9 protein-coding genes are annotated in these 15969 nt (G+C 49.3%); 6 read left to right on the top strand and 3 right to left on the bottom strand.

Features of this window, described 5'->3' with window-relative positions:
* Positions 1 to 37 precede the first annotated feature (37 nt).
* Genes AB0L18_RS05775 through AB0L18_RS05750 form a run of 6 tightly spaced genes read left to right on the top strand, consistent with a single transcriptional unit; the run spans position 38 to position 6204 of the window.
* The gene (locus AB0L18_RS05775) at positions 38 to 2410 is read left to right on the top strand and encodes an aerobic carbon-monoxide dehydrogenase large subunit (RefSeq protein WP_367391630.1); all 2373 of its coding nucleotides are present in this window, start codon (positions 38 to 40) and stop codon (positions 2408 to 2410) included.
* A 56-nt stretch (positions 2411 to 2466) separates the two neighbouring features.
* Positions 2467 to 3042, top strand: coding sequence for an SRPBCC family protein (locus AB0L18_RS05770; protein ID WP_367391629.1), 576 nt, complete (start codon positions 2467 to 2469; stop codon positions 3040 to 3042).
* Complete coding sequence (locus AB0L18_RS05765) at positions 3042 to 3887, top strand: AAA family ATPase (protein WP_367391628.1); 846 nt, start codon at positions 3042 to 3044, stop codon at positions 3885 to 3887. Before AB0L18_RS05770 ends, AB0L18_RS05765 begins: the two co-directional genes overlap by 1 nt.
* A gap of 11 nt (positions 3888 to 3898) precedes the next feature.
* Positions 3899 to 4096, top strand: coding sequence for a hypothetical protein (locus tag AB0L18_RS05760; RefSeq protein WP_367391627.1), 198 nt, complete (start codon positions 3899 to 3901; stop codon positions 4094 to 4096).
* Between the two features lie 7 nt (positions 4097 to 4103).
* Complete coding sequence (locus AB0L18_RS05755; RefSeq protein ID WP_367391626.1) at positions 4104 to 5240, top strand: VWA domain-containing protein; 1137 nt, start codon at positions 4104 to 4106, stop codon at positions 5238 to 5240.
* Positions 5233 to 6204 (top strand): XdhC family protein, encoded by a 972-nt coding sequence (locus AB0L18_RS05750; RefSeq protein ID WP_367391625.1) that lies wholly within the window; start codon positions 5233 to 5235, stop codon positions 6202 to 6204. The genes AB0L18_RS05755 and AB0L18_RS05750 overlap by 8 nt, the downstream gene beginning before the upstream one ends.
* Positions 6205 to 6229: 25 nt before the next feature.
* On the opposite strand, the gene AB0L18_RS05745 is transcribed toward AB0L18_RS05750, so the two are convergent.
* The 3 genes from AB0L18_RS05745 to AB0L18_RS05735 form a co-directional block, all read right to left on the bottom strand.
* Complete coding sequence (locus AB0L18_RS05745) at positions 6230 to 8098, bottom strand: ATP-binding cassette domain-containing protein (RefSeq protein WP_367391624.1); 1869 nt, start codon at positions 8096 to 8098, stop codon at positions 6230 to 6232.
* Between the two features lie 38 nt (positions 8099 to 8136).
* On the bottom strand, positions 8137 to 9438 hold the full coding sequence (locus AB0L18_RS05740; protein WP_367391623.1) for a DEAD/DEAH box helicase: 1302 nt from the start codon (positions 9436 to 9438) through the stop codon (positions 8137 to 8139).
* Between the two features lie 286 nt (positions 9439 to 9724).
* Positions 9725 to 15856 carry a cadherin-like domain-containing protein gene (locus AB0L18_RS05735; RefSeq protein ID WP_367391622.1) on the bottom strand — a complete coding sequence of 2044 codons (6132 nt, stop codon included), beginning with the start codon at positions 15854 to 15856 and terminating at the stop codon, positions 9725 to 9727.
* Positions 15857 to 15969: the final 113 nt, after the last annotated feature.

The following is a 15969-nucleotide window of genomic DNA, read 5'->3' as shown; positions in this document are numbered from 1 at the left end:
TCCGTCAGAATACTAAATCAAGAAACTTACATTAATTATGATAAAGTGCAAAACATCTAAGGAAATAGGTGGCATGGGGCATTCCAAAAAAAGGAAGGAAGATGCCCGGTTCATCCAGGGGAAGGGCAACTACGTTGATGACGTAAAACTTCCCGGAATGCTGTATATGGACATTGTTAGAAGTCCGTATGCTTACGCAAAAATTAAAAAAATCGATGCCTCGAAAGCACTGGAAATTCCCGGTGTAATCGCCGTAGTCACGGGCAAAGACCTGGAGCAGTATGGCCTCCACTGGATGCCGACCCTGATGTCCGATACCCAGATGGTACTGCCTACGGATACGGTCATGTACCAGGCACAGGAAGTAGCTGCGGTCATTGCCACGGATCGCTATACGGCCCGCGATGGTAAAGAAGCCGTGATCGTGGAATACGAGCCCATGAAGCCCTTGATGGATCCGTTCGAAGCCCTCGACCCCGATGCGCCGGTTTTACGTACCGATCAGGAGGGCAAGGAAGACAACCATATCTGGCACTGGGAAGTAGGCGATAAAGACAAGACGGATGCAATCTTCAGAAATGCGGAAGTCACGGTAAAGCAACAGATGCACATCCCGCGGATTCACGTAGCGTCGATCGAAACCTGTGGTTGTGTGGCTTCCTACAATAAGGTGGAAAACCACCTGACCATGTACATGACCACCCAGGCGCCGCACGCCATCCGTACGGTCATTGCACTGGTGGCTGGCCATGTGGGCTTGACGGAAGAAAGAATCCGCGTAATTTCTCCGGATATTGGTGGTGGTTTTGGTGGTAAAGTACCTGTTTACCCAGGTTATGTTATCGCTATTGCAGTGTCCTTCCTGACGGGTGCACCGATCAAATGGATTGAAGACCGCAGCGAAAACCTCCAGGCCGATTCTTTTGCACGTGATTATCACATCACCGCGGAGATGGCAGGCACCAAGGACGGCAAAATTCAGGCGACCCGCTTTAAAGTATTAGCCGACCATGGCTATACCGACGCATCTGCCAACCCTTCCAAGTTTCCGACGGGGCTCTTTTCCATTGGTACGGGATCTTATGACTACGGAGCATCTTATATGGAAGCGGATGCCGTTTATACCAATAAGCCACCTGGGGGAGTAGCTTACCGCTGTTCGTTCCGGGTGACGGAGGCCGTGCACGCCATCGAGCGAATGACGGATGTTTTTGCTGCTGAAGTAGGCAAAGACCCCGCTCAATTGCGGATGGAGAACTTCATCAAGAAAGAAGACTTCCCTTGGGCATCTCCCACGGGCTGGCTCTACGATAGTGGCGATTACCACGCTGGTCTGAAAATGGCCATGGATGCCATCAACTACGATGAGCTGCGCAAGGAGCAGATCGAATTGCGAAAGCAAGGCAAGTTCATGGGCATTGGCATTTCCACTTTTACCGAAGTAGTAGGAGCGGGGCCATCCAAAGATTTCGATATTCTCGGCATCAAGATGTTCGACAGTGCGGAGATCAGGGTGCATCCTACGGGCAAGGCCATCGCCCGCTTTGGTACAAAATCACAGGGGCAAGGCCACGAAACAACCTACGCTCAGATTGTCGCCGAAGAACTAGGTATTCCGATGGAACACATCCAGATCGAAGAAGGAGATACCGATACGGCTCCTTACGGACTGGGTACCTACGCCAGTAGAAGTACGCCTACGGCGGGAGCAGCAGCAGCCATGGCCGCCCGCAAGCTGCGCGATAAAGCCAAAAAGATTGCGGCCTACCTCCTCGAAGTTAGCGAGCAGGATCTGGAATGGGAGCCAGGCAAATTCTACGTGAAAGGTGCGCCCGAAAAGGCTAAAACCATCCAGGAGATTGTCTTTGCTTCCTACACCAACCATCCCCCCGGGATGGAGGCAGGGTTCGAAGCCACGCACTACTACGATCCCCCCAACCTGACCTTCCCTTCTGGCGCTTACATCTGTGTGGTAGATGTTGACCCAGAAACCTGTCATATCAAGATCAGAAGATTCGTGGCCATCGACGATTGTGGCAATATCATCAACCCGATGATTGTACAAGGGCAAGTGCATGGAGGGCTTACGCAAGGTTTGGCACCAGCAATGTACGAAGAGCTGATCTACGATAATGCAGGAAACATCCTCAATGGAACCTTCATGGATTATCTTGTGCCAACAGCAGTAGAATCGCCAAGTTGGGAAACGGGCCACACCGTGACGCCCGCTCCTCATCACCCAATCGGTGCCAAAGGCGTTGGGGAATCACCCACCGTAGGTGCTCCGCCCGCTATTGTAAATGCCATTGTAGATGCTGTGGCCCATTTGGGTGTCAAGCACTTGGAAATTCCAGTGACCCCCTTCAAACTCTACAAAGAATTGAAGCGCTTAGGGTACTTTAAGGATTAATTATCAGCTGCGCCAGGTTGATATTGCCTCCTGGCGCAGCACTTCAAAAAGAAACGATGAATACTTTAATAACGAAAGAATTTGACATTGACCAGCCGATCGAGGTGGTTTGGAAAAGCTTGGCGGCACCGGAAGAAATCGTAGACTGTGTACCTGGTGCGGCCATCACCGAAAAGATCGATGATCGCAACTATAAAGGCGAGGTAGTCACCAAGTTTGGTCCCATCAAAGCAGCTTACGCTGGCGATATCGAGATTGTAGAGCTGGACGAAGCCAATCATAAAATGGTACTGAAAGGCCGCGGGCTGGACAGCAAAGGCAAGGGAAGTGCGGACATGATCATGAAAGGTGTGCTGACGGAAGAGAATGGGAAAACCCACGTCAGTTTCAGTATGGACATCACCATCGTAGGCATGTTGGCCCAATTTGGTTCCCGGCTCATCAACGATGTATCCGATCAGTTGCTCAACCAGTTTGTGAAAAACTTCAGCAATAAATTGGCGGGTAACGGTGGAGAAACGGCAGGTGAAACCGATAATGCACTCAACGCAGGAGCACTTGCCGGCACGGTCGTGAAAAGCATGTTGGGAAGCGTTGGAGATATCTTCAAAGGCGGAAAAAAAGATGCTTAGTGACTGGACCCAAGGAACTCATACCTTTGCTTGATGAATTAGGATTTGTAGTGGAAGAAGAGCTGGCTACAGTCTTGTTTTTACTGCTGCAACTGGAAAAGCCGCTGCTGCTAGAGGGCCCTCCAGGAGTAGGGAAAACACAGGTAGCCTATATCTTATCCAAGTACCTCGGTTATGATTTAATCCGACTACAATGCTACGAAGGGCTTGATGTCAACAATGCCATTTACGAATGGAATTATCAAAAACAGTTGTTAGCCATCAAGATTTACGAGCAAAGCGGTATTTCTGAAAAAGAGAAAGAAGAACTTATTTTCAGTGAAGAATACCTTTTGAAAAGACCATTACTACAAGCCATCAGTGCGGATCGGAGGATGGTCTTACTGATTGATGAGATAGACCGGGCGGATGAGGAGTTTGAGGCTTTCTTGCTGGAATTGTTGTCTGATTTTCAGATCAGTATTCCTGAATTGGGAACCATCAAGGCCAAGCACAAACCCGTAGTTGTACTTACCTCCAACCGTACCCGTGAATTGAGTGACGCTCTGAAGAGACGATGCCTTTACCATTGGGTCAACTACCCCGATATGGAGAAGGAAATCAAAATCATCAGAAAGCACATTCCTGATATTGAAATGCAGTTGGCAGCGCAAATTGGTGCCTATGTAAGTCAGATTCGCCGGCTGAAGCTCGATAAGTCTCCGGGTATTTCGGAAACCATCGACTGGGCCAGAGGAATTGCAGCACTGCATGGGGAAGGAAATGCGGTCTACAACAGCTTATCTTGTTTGCTTAAATCTGATCACGACATAAAGCTTGTCGCTCAGGAAATTTTTCAAGATTAAAAACACGAAACATGTCATTGACCAACGAATACAAAAAGCTTGATGAAGAGCGCTTGGCTGAAGGCGAAAAAAGCCGTGCCCATTACAATTCGCTGAACCTCCCTGGTGATCGCGTAAAGAGCACCGCAAAAGATGCCGCGCAAGCGGCTCGAGAGCGCATCGCGGAGATGAAGAAAGAGCGGGAGAACGCCGGACAAGCCGAGAAATAAATACAAATTGGATCACTACACCCACTATAATTCGTTTAGTGAGTCTTTGGTAGGATTTAGCCAGGTAGCTCGGGAAGCGGGCTTCAAGGCAGGGCTTCAATGTAGTCAGGATGCCGTCCTGACTACATTATCCGGTATCTGGTTGGATCGGGATTTGTTCGAGTATGCACTCGCAGCACTTTATTGCCATGCAGAGGAAGAGCGGCTTGCTTTCACCAATATCTATCGTCGGTTTTGGCGACAGAAAGGAACCCGTATCGCGGATAAGAGAGCGCAGAAAAACAAGAAGAAAATCACGAAAGCTCCCAAAAGCATAGCCGTAATGCTAGGGCAGGGAGAGAGTGATACCGATGAGCACAGCGAGGATTCAAAAACGACAACGGGCGCAAACAACAGTGAAACCGTCAAAAAGACGGATTTTACAAAGTTGAGTGCCAGTGAGACTCGTTTTCTGGACGAATTGTCTGAAAAACTCATCAGAGAGATGAGTTTACGCATCAAGCGTAAGAAGAAAAAAGGCAAACAAGGTAGCGTCGATCTGGGTCGCTCTATCAGAAAAAACATCCAGAATGGCGGGACAATCATCCGTCTGGTAAAGACAAAAAAGAAGAAAGAAAAATTTCGGCTCCTCATCCTACTGGATGTGAGCGGCTCCATGGACAAGTATTCCTTCTACCTGCTGAAGTTTTTGTGGTCTTTGCGGAATCATTTTAAACAGATTGAAGCCTTCGCTTTTAGCACCAAGCTGATGCGCATTACGGACTACATCGCAGACAAAGATTTGTCGGTTGCCTTGATGATGATCTCGCAGTACGTCACCCATTGGTCGAGCGGTACCAAAATAGGGGATTGTTTAAAAGATTTCAACGACAACTATGCGAAGCGGCACTTGAACGGAAACACCATTACAATTGTTCTTAGTGATGGACTAGATACGGGTGAACCCGAAGTTTTGGCGGAAGCCATTCAAAAAATAAAATTAAGGTCCAAGAAGTTGGTCTGGCTCAATCCCCTCAAGGGAATGAACGGCTACGAACCGATCCAGGAAGGAATGAAAACGGCCCTTCCGGCCCTCGACCACTTTGGAGCTGCACACAATTTTGCCAGCTTACTTGAACTGGAAAATATACTCATCGATGCATAACGCTTTACTACAAACGGTGGCTGATTTGAACCTGAAAAACAAGGCTTACGCGACGGCTATCATTGTCCGTCGCAAGATTCCTTCTTCGGGCAAACCTGGTGATAAGGCTATCATTACTGCTGATGGGCAAATCTTTGGCTGGATAGGAGGAGGGTGTACTCGCGGCATCGTTCTGAAAGAAGCACTGCTTTCTTTACAAGACCGTAAACCTCGGATGGTACACATCAGCCCAGATGTGCAAGATGTAATAGACGGCAACACGAAGTTGTACCGCATGACATGCCAAAGTGGAGGCGAAGTAGAAGTTTATATAGAACCTGTTTTACCAACACCACAATTGCTCATTTTCGGAAATTCACACATTGCTATGGCACTTGCGAAGATCGCCAAAGCCATGGATTACAAGGTAGAGGTGGTGCTTTCCGCAACCGATGAAAGTGGTTTTCTGGGGGTTGATAAACTAATGACACTAGATCAGTTTGCTCCCCAGGAGGAACAGATGAACCAGTACGTCATCGTTTGCACCCAGGGAGAACGCGATGCCGATGCTTTGCATCATGCGCTGAGTATCAATAGCAACTACCTCTCCTTCGTAGCCAGCAGGCGTAAAGCCAGTGCCATCTACCATGAGCTACGCCAAATGGGTACGACGTTTGATCAGCTTAAGCGCATCAAAACCCCCGCCGGTTTAGATATTGGAGCAAAGACCCCCCAGGAGGTCGCCATCAGCATCCTCGCAGAAGTCATCCAGGATTTCCGCGCCGAAAAGGAAACCGACTCCTCTACGGAAACATCCCTGGAGACCACCATGGTCAATCAGGATTATTACATTAATCCAGTATGCAAGGTACCCGTACTCAAAAGTGCCGCCAAGCATATCGTTGAGCACCATGGAGAAAAGGTCTATTTCTGTTGTGATGGATGTAAAGTGAACTTCGAGAAAGCGCCGGAGATGTATGTTTAAGGCAGAGGTAAAGCTTTTGCTTTAATTAAGCCAAATCCGCCAACTCCATCCACTCCATTTCCAGTTCCTCGATTTCTTCTTTTACTGTTGCTAAATCTTTGGACAGCTCCGTAATACGCTCGGCGCTAAGCGTCGTGTCGTTGAAGGCTTCGGTGATTTCCTTCTTCTTCTCTTCCAGCTTGCTGATCTTGTTTTCGAGTCGCTTGATTTGCTTTTTCTGTTCTTGCGTAAGACCGGGTTTCAGTTCTTCTACTTCGGCTTTACGTTGTTGTTCTTCTTTGCGTTCTTCACTGCGTTGGGCGCGTTCGCGTTCCAGTTGATCAACGCGGTATTCGCTGTAGGTGCCGAGGAAGTCGCGAATTTTACCTTCTCCTTCGAAGACAAAAAGATGATCTACCAGCTTATCGAGAAAAAAGCGGTCGTGCGAAACGATGATAATGCAACCGGGAAAGTCCATAAGGAAATCTTCCAGCACATTCAAGGTCATGATGTCCAAATCATTGGTAGGCTCATCCAGGATGAGGAAGTTGGGGTTTTTCATCAAGACCGTCAGCAGATAAAGGCGGCGGCGCTCACCACCACTCAGTTGACTGACATATACGCGTTGCTGGGAACGTGGGAACAAGAATCGCTCCAGCAGTTGCTCTGCGGTCAATTTTGCGCCTTTCTCTAAAGGAATAAATTCCGCAATGTCGCGAATCACTTCGATCACGGTCTGGTCTTCCTTCAGCTGCATCCCGTCCTGGGTGTAGTACCCAAAAACGGTATTGCCACCAACGACGATCTTGCCTCCAGTGGGGCGTTCTTCCTCGGTGAGCAGGTGCAAAAAGGTGGTTTTACCCACGCCGTTGGGGCCCGCAATGCCGATGCGTTCTCCTTTCTTGAATTTGTAGTCAAAATCTTTGATGATCAAGTGGTCACCGTAAGACTTGTTGACACTGTACGCTTCGAGGATGGTCTTGCCAAGACGCTGGCCTTTGATGTCGATTTGCATTTCTGCGTCACGAGAAAAGTCTTCTACTCTGTCTTTCAGTTCCAAGACACTGTTGACACGGGCCTTGCCTTTGGTGCCGCGGGCTTTGGGTTGACGATTGAGCCATTCCAATTCCCGCTTTAGCGACTTTTTGTTCTTCTCGTGTTCGTTACCTTCAATCTCAAAGCGAGTGGCTTTCTTACGCAAAAACTCGCTGTAATTACCGCTGTATTTAAACAACTCACCCTGGTCGAGTTCTACGATGTAGTCGCATACCCTTTCCAGGAAATAGCGGTCGTGCGTCACCATCAGGATGGTAAGGCTGGGTTGGCGTAAAAACTCCTCCAACCATTCGATCATGTCCAAATCCAAGTGGTTGGTTGGCTCATCGAGAATGATGAGATCCGGCTCGTCAATGATGAGTCGAGCCAGTGCTACGCGTTTGCGTTGACCACCCGAGAGATGTTTGATTTTCTTTTGGAGATCATCAATCTTGAGCTTACTGAGGACTTCCTTGATGCGTGCTTCAAAATCCCAGGCTCTCAACTCGTCCATCTTGGAGAGTGCTTTTTGGAGGTCTTCTGCTTTGTCGGGAATCAGCAGCGCGCGTTCGTAACGCTCAATGGCTTTAAGCATGGGGTTGTCTCCTTCAAAGATCGCATCCAGGATGGTCTGCTCTTCCCCAAAATCTGGCTCTTGCACCAAATAGTGCATCCGAGCATCACGGTGGATGTATACTTTGGCGCCCAGCCCTTCCGGCAAGTCTACCCCGCCAGCAACACGTAGTAAAGTAGACTTACCAGTACCGTTTTTTGCTACCAGTGCTACTTTGTTTCCCTTGTTGATGGGCAGACTGATTCGGTCGAATAAAACTTTTTCGCCGTAAGATTTGGAAACGTTCTCTAGCTCAAGATAAATCATAGATTGCTATGCTGCTGCCGTTGTTTTAGCGCTTTTACTTATGTTTTTTTAGGGCCGTCGCTACGACGACCGCCAGAACGACTACTTCCACTACCTCCACGGTTGTCGCTGCTGCCTCGGCTTGAGTTGCGACCACCGCTGCGGGAGTTGCCTCCACGCCCGCGTCCGCCGCTACTGCTGCGTCCTCCTTTTGAGGGAGGGCTGCCTACAGGAATACCTTCGGGCAAAGGCATACGGCGTATCTCCATATTGATCATTTCCTCAATACGACGGAAACGACCACGGTCGCCACGACTGATAAATGTCAGGGCAACACCCGAAGCATCGGCACGCGCTGTACGACCGATACGGTGTACATAATCTTCAGGATCGGGTGGTACATCGTAGTTGATGACCACATCAATTCCTTTAATATCAATACCTCTGGAGAGGACGTCGGTTGCTACCACAATCGGAATTTTTCCACTACGGAAATCCTGCAATGCATCCTCACGCGCATTCTGATCCAGGTCAGAAGAAATAGCTGCTACACTCAAGCCCGCACGTTGAAGCGCGGTATTGACCTCCCGAACTTTTTTCTTGGTACTCGCAAAAATGATGGTTCGTTGTAGGTTCTTTTTACCTTGTAGGAGGTGAGCTACCAGTTTTACTTTTCCTTCATCCTCCAGTTCGTAAGCACCCTGGAGTATATTTTCAGCAGGCTTTGAGACTGCCACATTCACTTCCACAGGTTCGTTATTGAACAAGTCACGGGCAAATTTGCGAATCCGTGTTGGCATAGTCGCTGAAAACAGCAAGGTCTGCCGCTTCTGTGGCAAATGAGAAGCAATTTTAAGAATATCATGCACAAAGCCCATATCAAGCATGCGATCCGCTTCGTCCAGGATAAAGTGCCGCACTTGGCTGAAGTCTACATAACCTAAGTCCAGGTGAGCAATCAAGCGACCAGGAGTTGCCACAATTACTGGCGCACCGGTTTTGAGTGCTTTTCGCTCCTGATCCATAGACCGGCCATCGCGACCACCATAAATAGGAATCGAACTCACCGGGGTGAAGTAAGAAAAGCCCTCCAGTTGGCGGTCTACTTGCTGTACCAACTCTCGGGTAGGGCCAATAATCAGGGTGTCAATCCCCTTGTGTGGTTCGGAAGTATAACGATCAAGGATAGGCAGTAAAAAAGCTGCCGTTTTACCCGTCCCGGTCTGGGCACAACCCAGCAGGTCTTTCCCGGCCATAATTGCAGGGATAGCTTGTTCTTGTATTGGGGTAGCTTCGTAGAATCCCATGGCGTCCAATCCTTCCATGAGCGTTGCACTAAAGCCGAATTCTGTAAATTTCAAGGTGTTATGGTTTCTTTTACCGCGCGAAGATACGGAGAATTAAATGGATAAGAATAGCTGTTTTTTTATTCCTAGTGACGGAATACAAATAACTAAGATATTAGCGATCAGCAAGCTGGGCCTCATTGGGAATAACTCACACTTTCTACTTGTATTTCTAATATGCTTAACGATACAAGACTTAATATGTTTTCTTTTTTTGTAGAATAGCACTCGGATCAAATAGATGGACACGGTCTATAATAAACCAACCGTGTCCATCTTGTTTAATCCATCAAAATTAAATCTACCTCACCACCATCACCCTCACTGTTCCGAAGGCATCAGCATCGAAAAGTACGAGTTGATAGAGGCCTGGAGGCAAGAACTGCAAGTCAAAGGAATGACGTAACTCAAATCCTGGTTTAGCCAGCAGCTCGTGTGCTACCAAAGCCCCAGCGCTATTGAATACCTTGCAAGTGAGCTTGTTGCCCGTAGCCTGTGCCAGCAATAAGTCAAACTGACCAGTGTTGGGGTTAGGGTAGACTTGGAGGTTCAAACTAGGGTCAGCAGCGGTAAACACACCTACCAGAATGCTGATAAATCCTTCCGTAGCACAATCATTGGCATCTAAAACGGTCACTTGGTAATCACCCGGAGGTAAGTCAGGGAAGATAGATGAGGTTTGGAAGTCACCCCCATTCAGGCTGTATTCATAAGGAGCTGTGCCGCCCGTTACTTCAGCGTTGATGTTATCCGTCATGACGCTGAGAACCAAGTTGAGCGCACTGGGTTCCTCAATGGTTACAATATTTGTGGTAAACATTGCCCCAGCGGCATCTGCTACCGTCACCTGGTAATCGCCAGCGGGAAGGTTGCCGAAGGTGTTCTCTTCCGTAAAGGTTTCACCATCCAGACTGTATTGGTAAGGCGCAATGCCGCCGCTCGCAGTAACGACCAGACTACCATCCGCGTCGCCAAAGCAAGCTACCTGGTTGACGACCTGAACGCTGGCGAGCAAGCCGTTAACAGCAACAATGGCTTGCATGGCCACCGCACAACCGTTTTCGTCGCGCACACTCACCTGGTAAATACCGTCAGGAACATTGGTAAAGCTGTTTTCCGTCTGGAAATCCTGGCCGTTGATACTGTACATCAAGGTGCCCGTTCCGCCGCTAGCAGTGACGGTAATGGTAGAACCATCCACCATCACCATCATGCTTACGACCGTTGGGTTGGTGATGGTAATGCTGTTGGTGGTTTGGGTAAACCCTTCGGCATCCAACACCGTGACGGTGTAAGTGCCTGCACTGAGGCCAGTAAACAAAGCTTCATTTTGATAGTTCTCCCCATCCAGACTATACTGGAAAGGTGGTGTGCCACCTTGAACTTCGGCCATAAGTCGCCCGTCGTTCACGTTGTGACAACTCATGTTTCGTATCAAGATAGCATTCACCACAAGAGTGTTGACCGCCACGGTAGCACTGAGGGAGGTGGTACAATCATTGGCGTCGTAAACGGTGATGTTGTACTGCCCGTTGGGTACGTTGGTGAAAACGGGGTTGCTTTGCAGGGTACCATTGTTGAGTTGGTACAAAAGCTGCCCGGTTCCGCCCGTCGCGTTTACAGTGATCACATCGTCGGTTACCATGGCGGTAGCGTTGATGGCTGCGGGATTGGTGATGGTAATGCTGTTGGTCGTTTGGGTAAACCCTTCACTGTCCAAAACGGTGACGGTGTAACTTCCGGCAGCAAGTCCACTAAAAATGGGGCTGCTTTGGTAATTTTCACCGTCGAGGCTGTACATGAATGCAGGGGTGCCACCGCTCACGCTGACCTGTAGACTTCCGTCATTGGCGTTGTTACAAGTAATGTCGCTGACCAAAGTCGCACTCACCACGAGGGTGTTGACCGCCACGGTAGCACTGAGGGAGGTGGTACAATCATTGGCGTCGTAAACGGTGATGGTGTACTGTCCGTTGGGTACATTGGTGAAGACGGGGTTGCTTTGCAAGGTGCCATTGTTGAGTTGGTACAAAAGCTGCCCGGTTCCGCCCGTCGCGTTTATAGTGATCACATCGTCGGTTACCATGGCGGTAGCGTTGATGGCTGCGGGATTGGTGATGGTAATGCTGTTGGTCGTTTGGGTAAACCCTTCACTGTCCAAAACGGTGACGGTGTAACTTCCTCCGGCAAGTCCGCTGAAAATAGGGCTGCTTTGGTAGTTTTCACCATCGATGCTGTACATGAATGCAGGGGTGCCACCGCTCACGCTGACCTGTAGGCTTCCGTCATTGGCGTTGTTACAAGTAATGTCGCTGACCAAAGTAGCATTCACCACGAGGGTGTTGACCGCCACGGTAGCACTGAGGGTGGTGGTACAATCATTGGCGTCGTAAACGGTGATGGTGTACTGTCCGTTGGGTACATTGGTGAAGACGGGGTTGCTTTGCAAGGTGCCATTGTTGAGTTGGTACAAAAGCTGCCCAGTTCCGCCCGTCGCGTTTACGGTGATCACGTTGTCGGTTACCATGGCGGTAGCGTTGATGGCTGCGGGGTTGGTGATGGTAATGCTGTTGGTCGTTTGGGTAAACCCTTCGCTGTCCAAAACGGTGACGGTGTAACCTCCGGCAGCAAGCCCGTTGAAAATGGGGCTGCTTTGGTAGGTCCCGCCATCGAGGCTGTACAGGAAGCCAGGGGTGCCGCCGCTTACATTTACTTGTAAGCTTCCGTCATTGGCATTGTTACAAGTAATATCATTTACCAAAGTCGCACTCACAACAAGGGTGTTGACGGCTACGGTAACGCTAACCGTTGCGGTACAATCATTGTCATCAATGACCGTGATGGAATAATTACCATTGTCGAGTCCAGAAAAGACGGGGCTACTCTGCGGGCTCCCTCCATCCAGTTGGTACCGCAACGGAGGGGTACCTCCCGCTGCATTTGCCGTAACTTCATCCTCCACAACACTAGCAGAAAGGCTAAGTAAAGGTGGATTGGTAACGTTAATCGTGACACTGCTTTGGGTAAACCCATCCTGGTCTTGAACTTCGATGGTATAAGCCCCGGGGCCGAGGTTGGTGAAGGTAGACTCCAGTTGGAAACTTCCTCCATTGATACGGTATTGGTATGCCGGCGTACCGCCAGAAGCCAGCGCCGTTATGATGGCATCGTCAGCGTCGTGGCAACTGATATCTTGCACCAAAGCTGCGGTAAGGATAATATTGTTGACGGCCACCGTAGCCGTAACAGCGGCGCTACAGCCATTGGCATCCGTAACGGTGATGGTGTAAGTCCCGTTGGGAACATTGGAGAAAATGTTGCTGCTTTGTGGCGTGCCATTCTCTAATTGGTAGGTATATCCCGGTGTTCCTCCAGCGGCATTGACCGTAATTTGGTCATCGCTGACATTGGTTGTTGCCGTCACTTGGGTGGGCTGACCAATGGTAATGGTATTCGTGCTGATCTCAGTACCGAGCATATCAACAATCGTCACGAAATAATTACCAGCAGCAAGGTCGGTAAAGTTATTGTCTGCTTGTAAATCACCACCGTTGAGGGCATATTGGTAAGGAGCAACACCTCCCGTTGCGAATGCACTGACGGCGCCGTTCGCATCGCCGTTGCAGAGGATATTCCCCGTTTGGGTAATGCTGGCCATCAATGGATTGATGATGATTTCAATAAAGAAAACATTACCTGTAGTGCTAATTCCTGCGGCATTACTCAGGTCGAACTCGAAGTTGTCGGATAGCACTGTACCACCTCCGTGTTCGTAAGCCACGAGGCCGTTGTCAATATCTTCCTGGGTGAAGCTATCGCCTAAGTTGAGTACTTGTCCGTTTAGCAACAGCACGCCCTGGTTAGGCAAGTCGGTAATCGTGTAGTAAATTTCGTCAGGGCCACTTCCCTGGTCTTCCGCTTCCAGGTAGGTGTTGGTGATCGTTTCCTGCGTGTTGTGGATGACCTGAAGTGTTTGATTGGTGACTAACACCGGCGGTTCACTAGGTACAGCGTAACAAACGGTAACGAACCATTCCTCCAGGATACCGCCATCGGCACTGGCATTGTCGTTGACTTGAAGCGTCCAGGTTCCGAAACTGCTTTGGCCTATGAAGCCGTTGAAGTTGCCAATAGGTTGGAAGCTGCCTTCGATAGCATAAGGCGGACCAGGGTTATTGGGCCCGGTGTCGGAAGGATTACACGTGTTTTCCAAAGCACTAGGACTGTTGGGACTATCATCACTAAAGAAAAGGTGAAGGTTATCTTCGGAACAGCCAAAGTTGTCATTAGGAAATCCTGGTCGGTTAAATAAATTGATAGCTCCTCCGCTAACCGGTAATAGTTGGGCACTTAAATCACCAATGTAGGAATGCGTGATTTCCAAGCCAATTACGACGGAAGCAATGGTAAAATCTTCCGCAAAAAAGATGTCGTTTTCAATACTCGGGGTACCGTTGGCACTGATTGTTGTGGAGAAATCTGAGTTGTAGGTGACGCAGCTGATGTTTTGGGTGACAAAAGAAAATATATCGGAATAGCCCGTGGTGCCACAGTCATTGCTAGCTCTCACCCGCCAGTAGTACTGGGTAGCACCTTGGTTGGCGTTGGTCGGTTGGTAGGTGGTTGCGGTAGTGCTTCCCGTTTCGACAATGTTGGTGAAATTACTGTTGGTCGAAATTTGCACCGTATAAGTAGTTGCCCCGCTGTCATCACCATCCCATACGAGGATAGGATTTGGGAAAATATCGGTACTGTTATCCGCAGGGTCCAGCAAGGTTGGAGGATCGGTACTCCCTGCTAAAACAATCAAAGTAAGGTCGATATCGATATCGTCACCATTGTTGCTAGCGGTGACGGTGAAATTGTAGGTGCCTGGGTCAAGGTTACTGGTCTCCACACTGAGGGTAGAAGTTTCACCGGGATCAATACTGCTAGGGCTGAAATCGTAAGTTCCGAAAGGCAAACCAGCAAGGCTAAGGCTTGCCGAACCACTAAAGCCAGTGCTGGCCGTGATATCGTAAAAGGCCACATCGGGCTGGCAGATGGTTTGTTCTACCGGTGTGCCGGAAACGGTGAAGCTACAGTCGTTGGCCCAGCGCCCATTGATGAATTCGGTACCTGTATTGTTGGGATCTAGCCAGTCGCGTAGGCGGGAACTGGCACTGCCTCCTGCATCCCAGGAAATGGCAAAAGAACCGTACCAGTCGGATAGATTATTTCCACAGGCAGCACCACCACCGTGTAATTGCCCGACAACGCGTTCGTTTTGATCAAAAAGGGGAGAGCCTGAAGAGCCGCCTTCCGTTGTGCCAGTGTCCCAGTCAACGACCCTTACGTGGGTGTAGTTGGAGGTAGGCGTGCTGCTGCCGTAGGTCGTGAATTGGGTGGGGTCGTTTTCAAAACTGATCCGCTTTTCGTCAGTACGAGGATGGTGGATACCGATTGCACTGCTAATACTTACACCGCGAGCATCCCAGCCAGCAAAATAGGCGTTGGCGGTCGGTGAAACAGGGTCGTCAAGTTCTACCAAGACAAAGTCGGATTGAGATCGGGAAGCTCGAAAGATCGCTCCGGTATTGAAGTCGTTGAGTTGGCCATCACCAGGGCCACCGCTGGCTGGAGTATTGGGTTGGCGGCAGGTACTGTTTTGGTAATTCCAATAGGTTACCAGCGAAGGAGCATTGCCGGAATTGATGCCACAGTGGTTGGCAGTCATGAAAAATGGTGTACAATCATTTTCTACATTGTTGACCAAGAAACCGGTACAGAAGGTGCCACCACCAGTGGAAATTACCGCAACGGATTGAATAATATCCCGATGGGGATCTACGATGCCCCAGCCGTCGGCGGCACCACAGATCACATCCAGGTTACAAGAGCCGGAAATGAGTGCGCTGAAATTTTCAAATGCGTGATTGACGTAAGCCAGCTTGAGGGACAGTTCGTTTATGGAAGCAGTGGGTACGGTTACTTCAATGACGAGTTCGTCGCCTTCTATGAGCGGCGTCCACAACTGCTCGTGTTCTTCGTTATCTGCCGGGGTGAATGGGCCTTGGATGCGTGCCTGATCGGGGCTGTACATCACGAGCTTGCCTCCTCTCGGCATGGTGTATTGGGTAAACCCAAAATTGAGAGAATAGGCTCCCTGTGATTTGATGCGCAGACGCCATACGCTACCGTAGGGCGTGGTTTCCCATTGTCCGTGGGTAGCGGGGGTAATGTCTACTGCTATGTTTGTTGCGTATCGGGGGGCTACTCCGGGCCCTCGACGAGCTAGTTCATTACTCATCAAGACTTGATTGTCCTGATGAGGCATCTGCAATATCGGAAGATTTTCTACCGGCGAAAGACCGCGCGTTAGTCGCTGGTCTTTTTGTGCAAAGGAGTGGAATGCTATCAGCGATAGCACAAAGAAGAGTAAGATTCGTTGCATAGATATACGTGTAGTAAAGCTGTTGAAAGGTCAATTTTATAATCGGCCCCAAAATAAAGCATCCATTCAGGATTTTCCTAAATGGATGCTATGAGTTGTCAGTTATTTGCTGA

The organism is Lewinella sp. LCG006 (assembly GCF_040784935.1).
Classification (GTDB): domain Bacteria; phylum Bacteroidota; class Bacteroidia; order Chitinophagales; family Saprospiraceae; genus Lewinella.
This window is presented reverse-complemented; position numbering and strand designations above follow the sequence as displayed.

Bases quoted from the DNA above. Each gene is read 5' to 3' on its own strand.
- AB0L18_RS05770 (WP_367391629.1), top strand. From the start codon at position 2,467: ATGAATACTTTAATAACGAAAGAATTTGACATTGACCAGCCGATCGAG.
- AB0L18_RS05745 (WP_367391624.1), bottom strand. From the start codon at position 8,098: ATGATTTATCTTGAGCTAGAGAACGTTTCCAAATCTTACGGCGAAAAA.
- AB0L18_RS05775 (WP_367391630.1), top strand. From the start codon at position 38: ATGATAAAGTGCAAAACATCTAAGGAAATAGGTGGCATGGGGCATTCC.
- AB0L18_RS05735 (WP_367391622.1), bottom strand. From the start codon at position 15,856: ATGCAACGAATCTTACTCTTCTTTGTGCTATCGCTGATAGCATTCCAC.
- AB0L18_RS05750 (WP_367391625.1), top strand. From the start codon at position 5,233: ATGCATAACGCTTTACTACAAACGGTGGCTGATTTGAACCTGAAAAAC.
- AB0L18_RS05760 (WP_367391627.1), top strand. From the start codon at position 3,899: ATGTCATTGACCAACGAATACAAAAAGCTTGATGAAGAGCGCTTGGCT.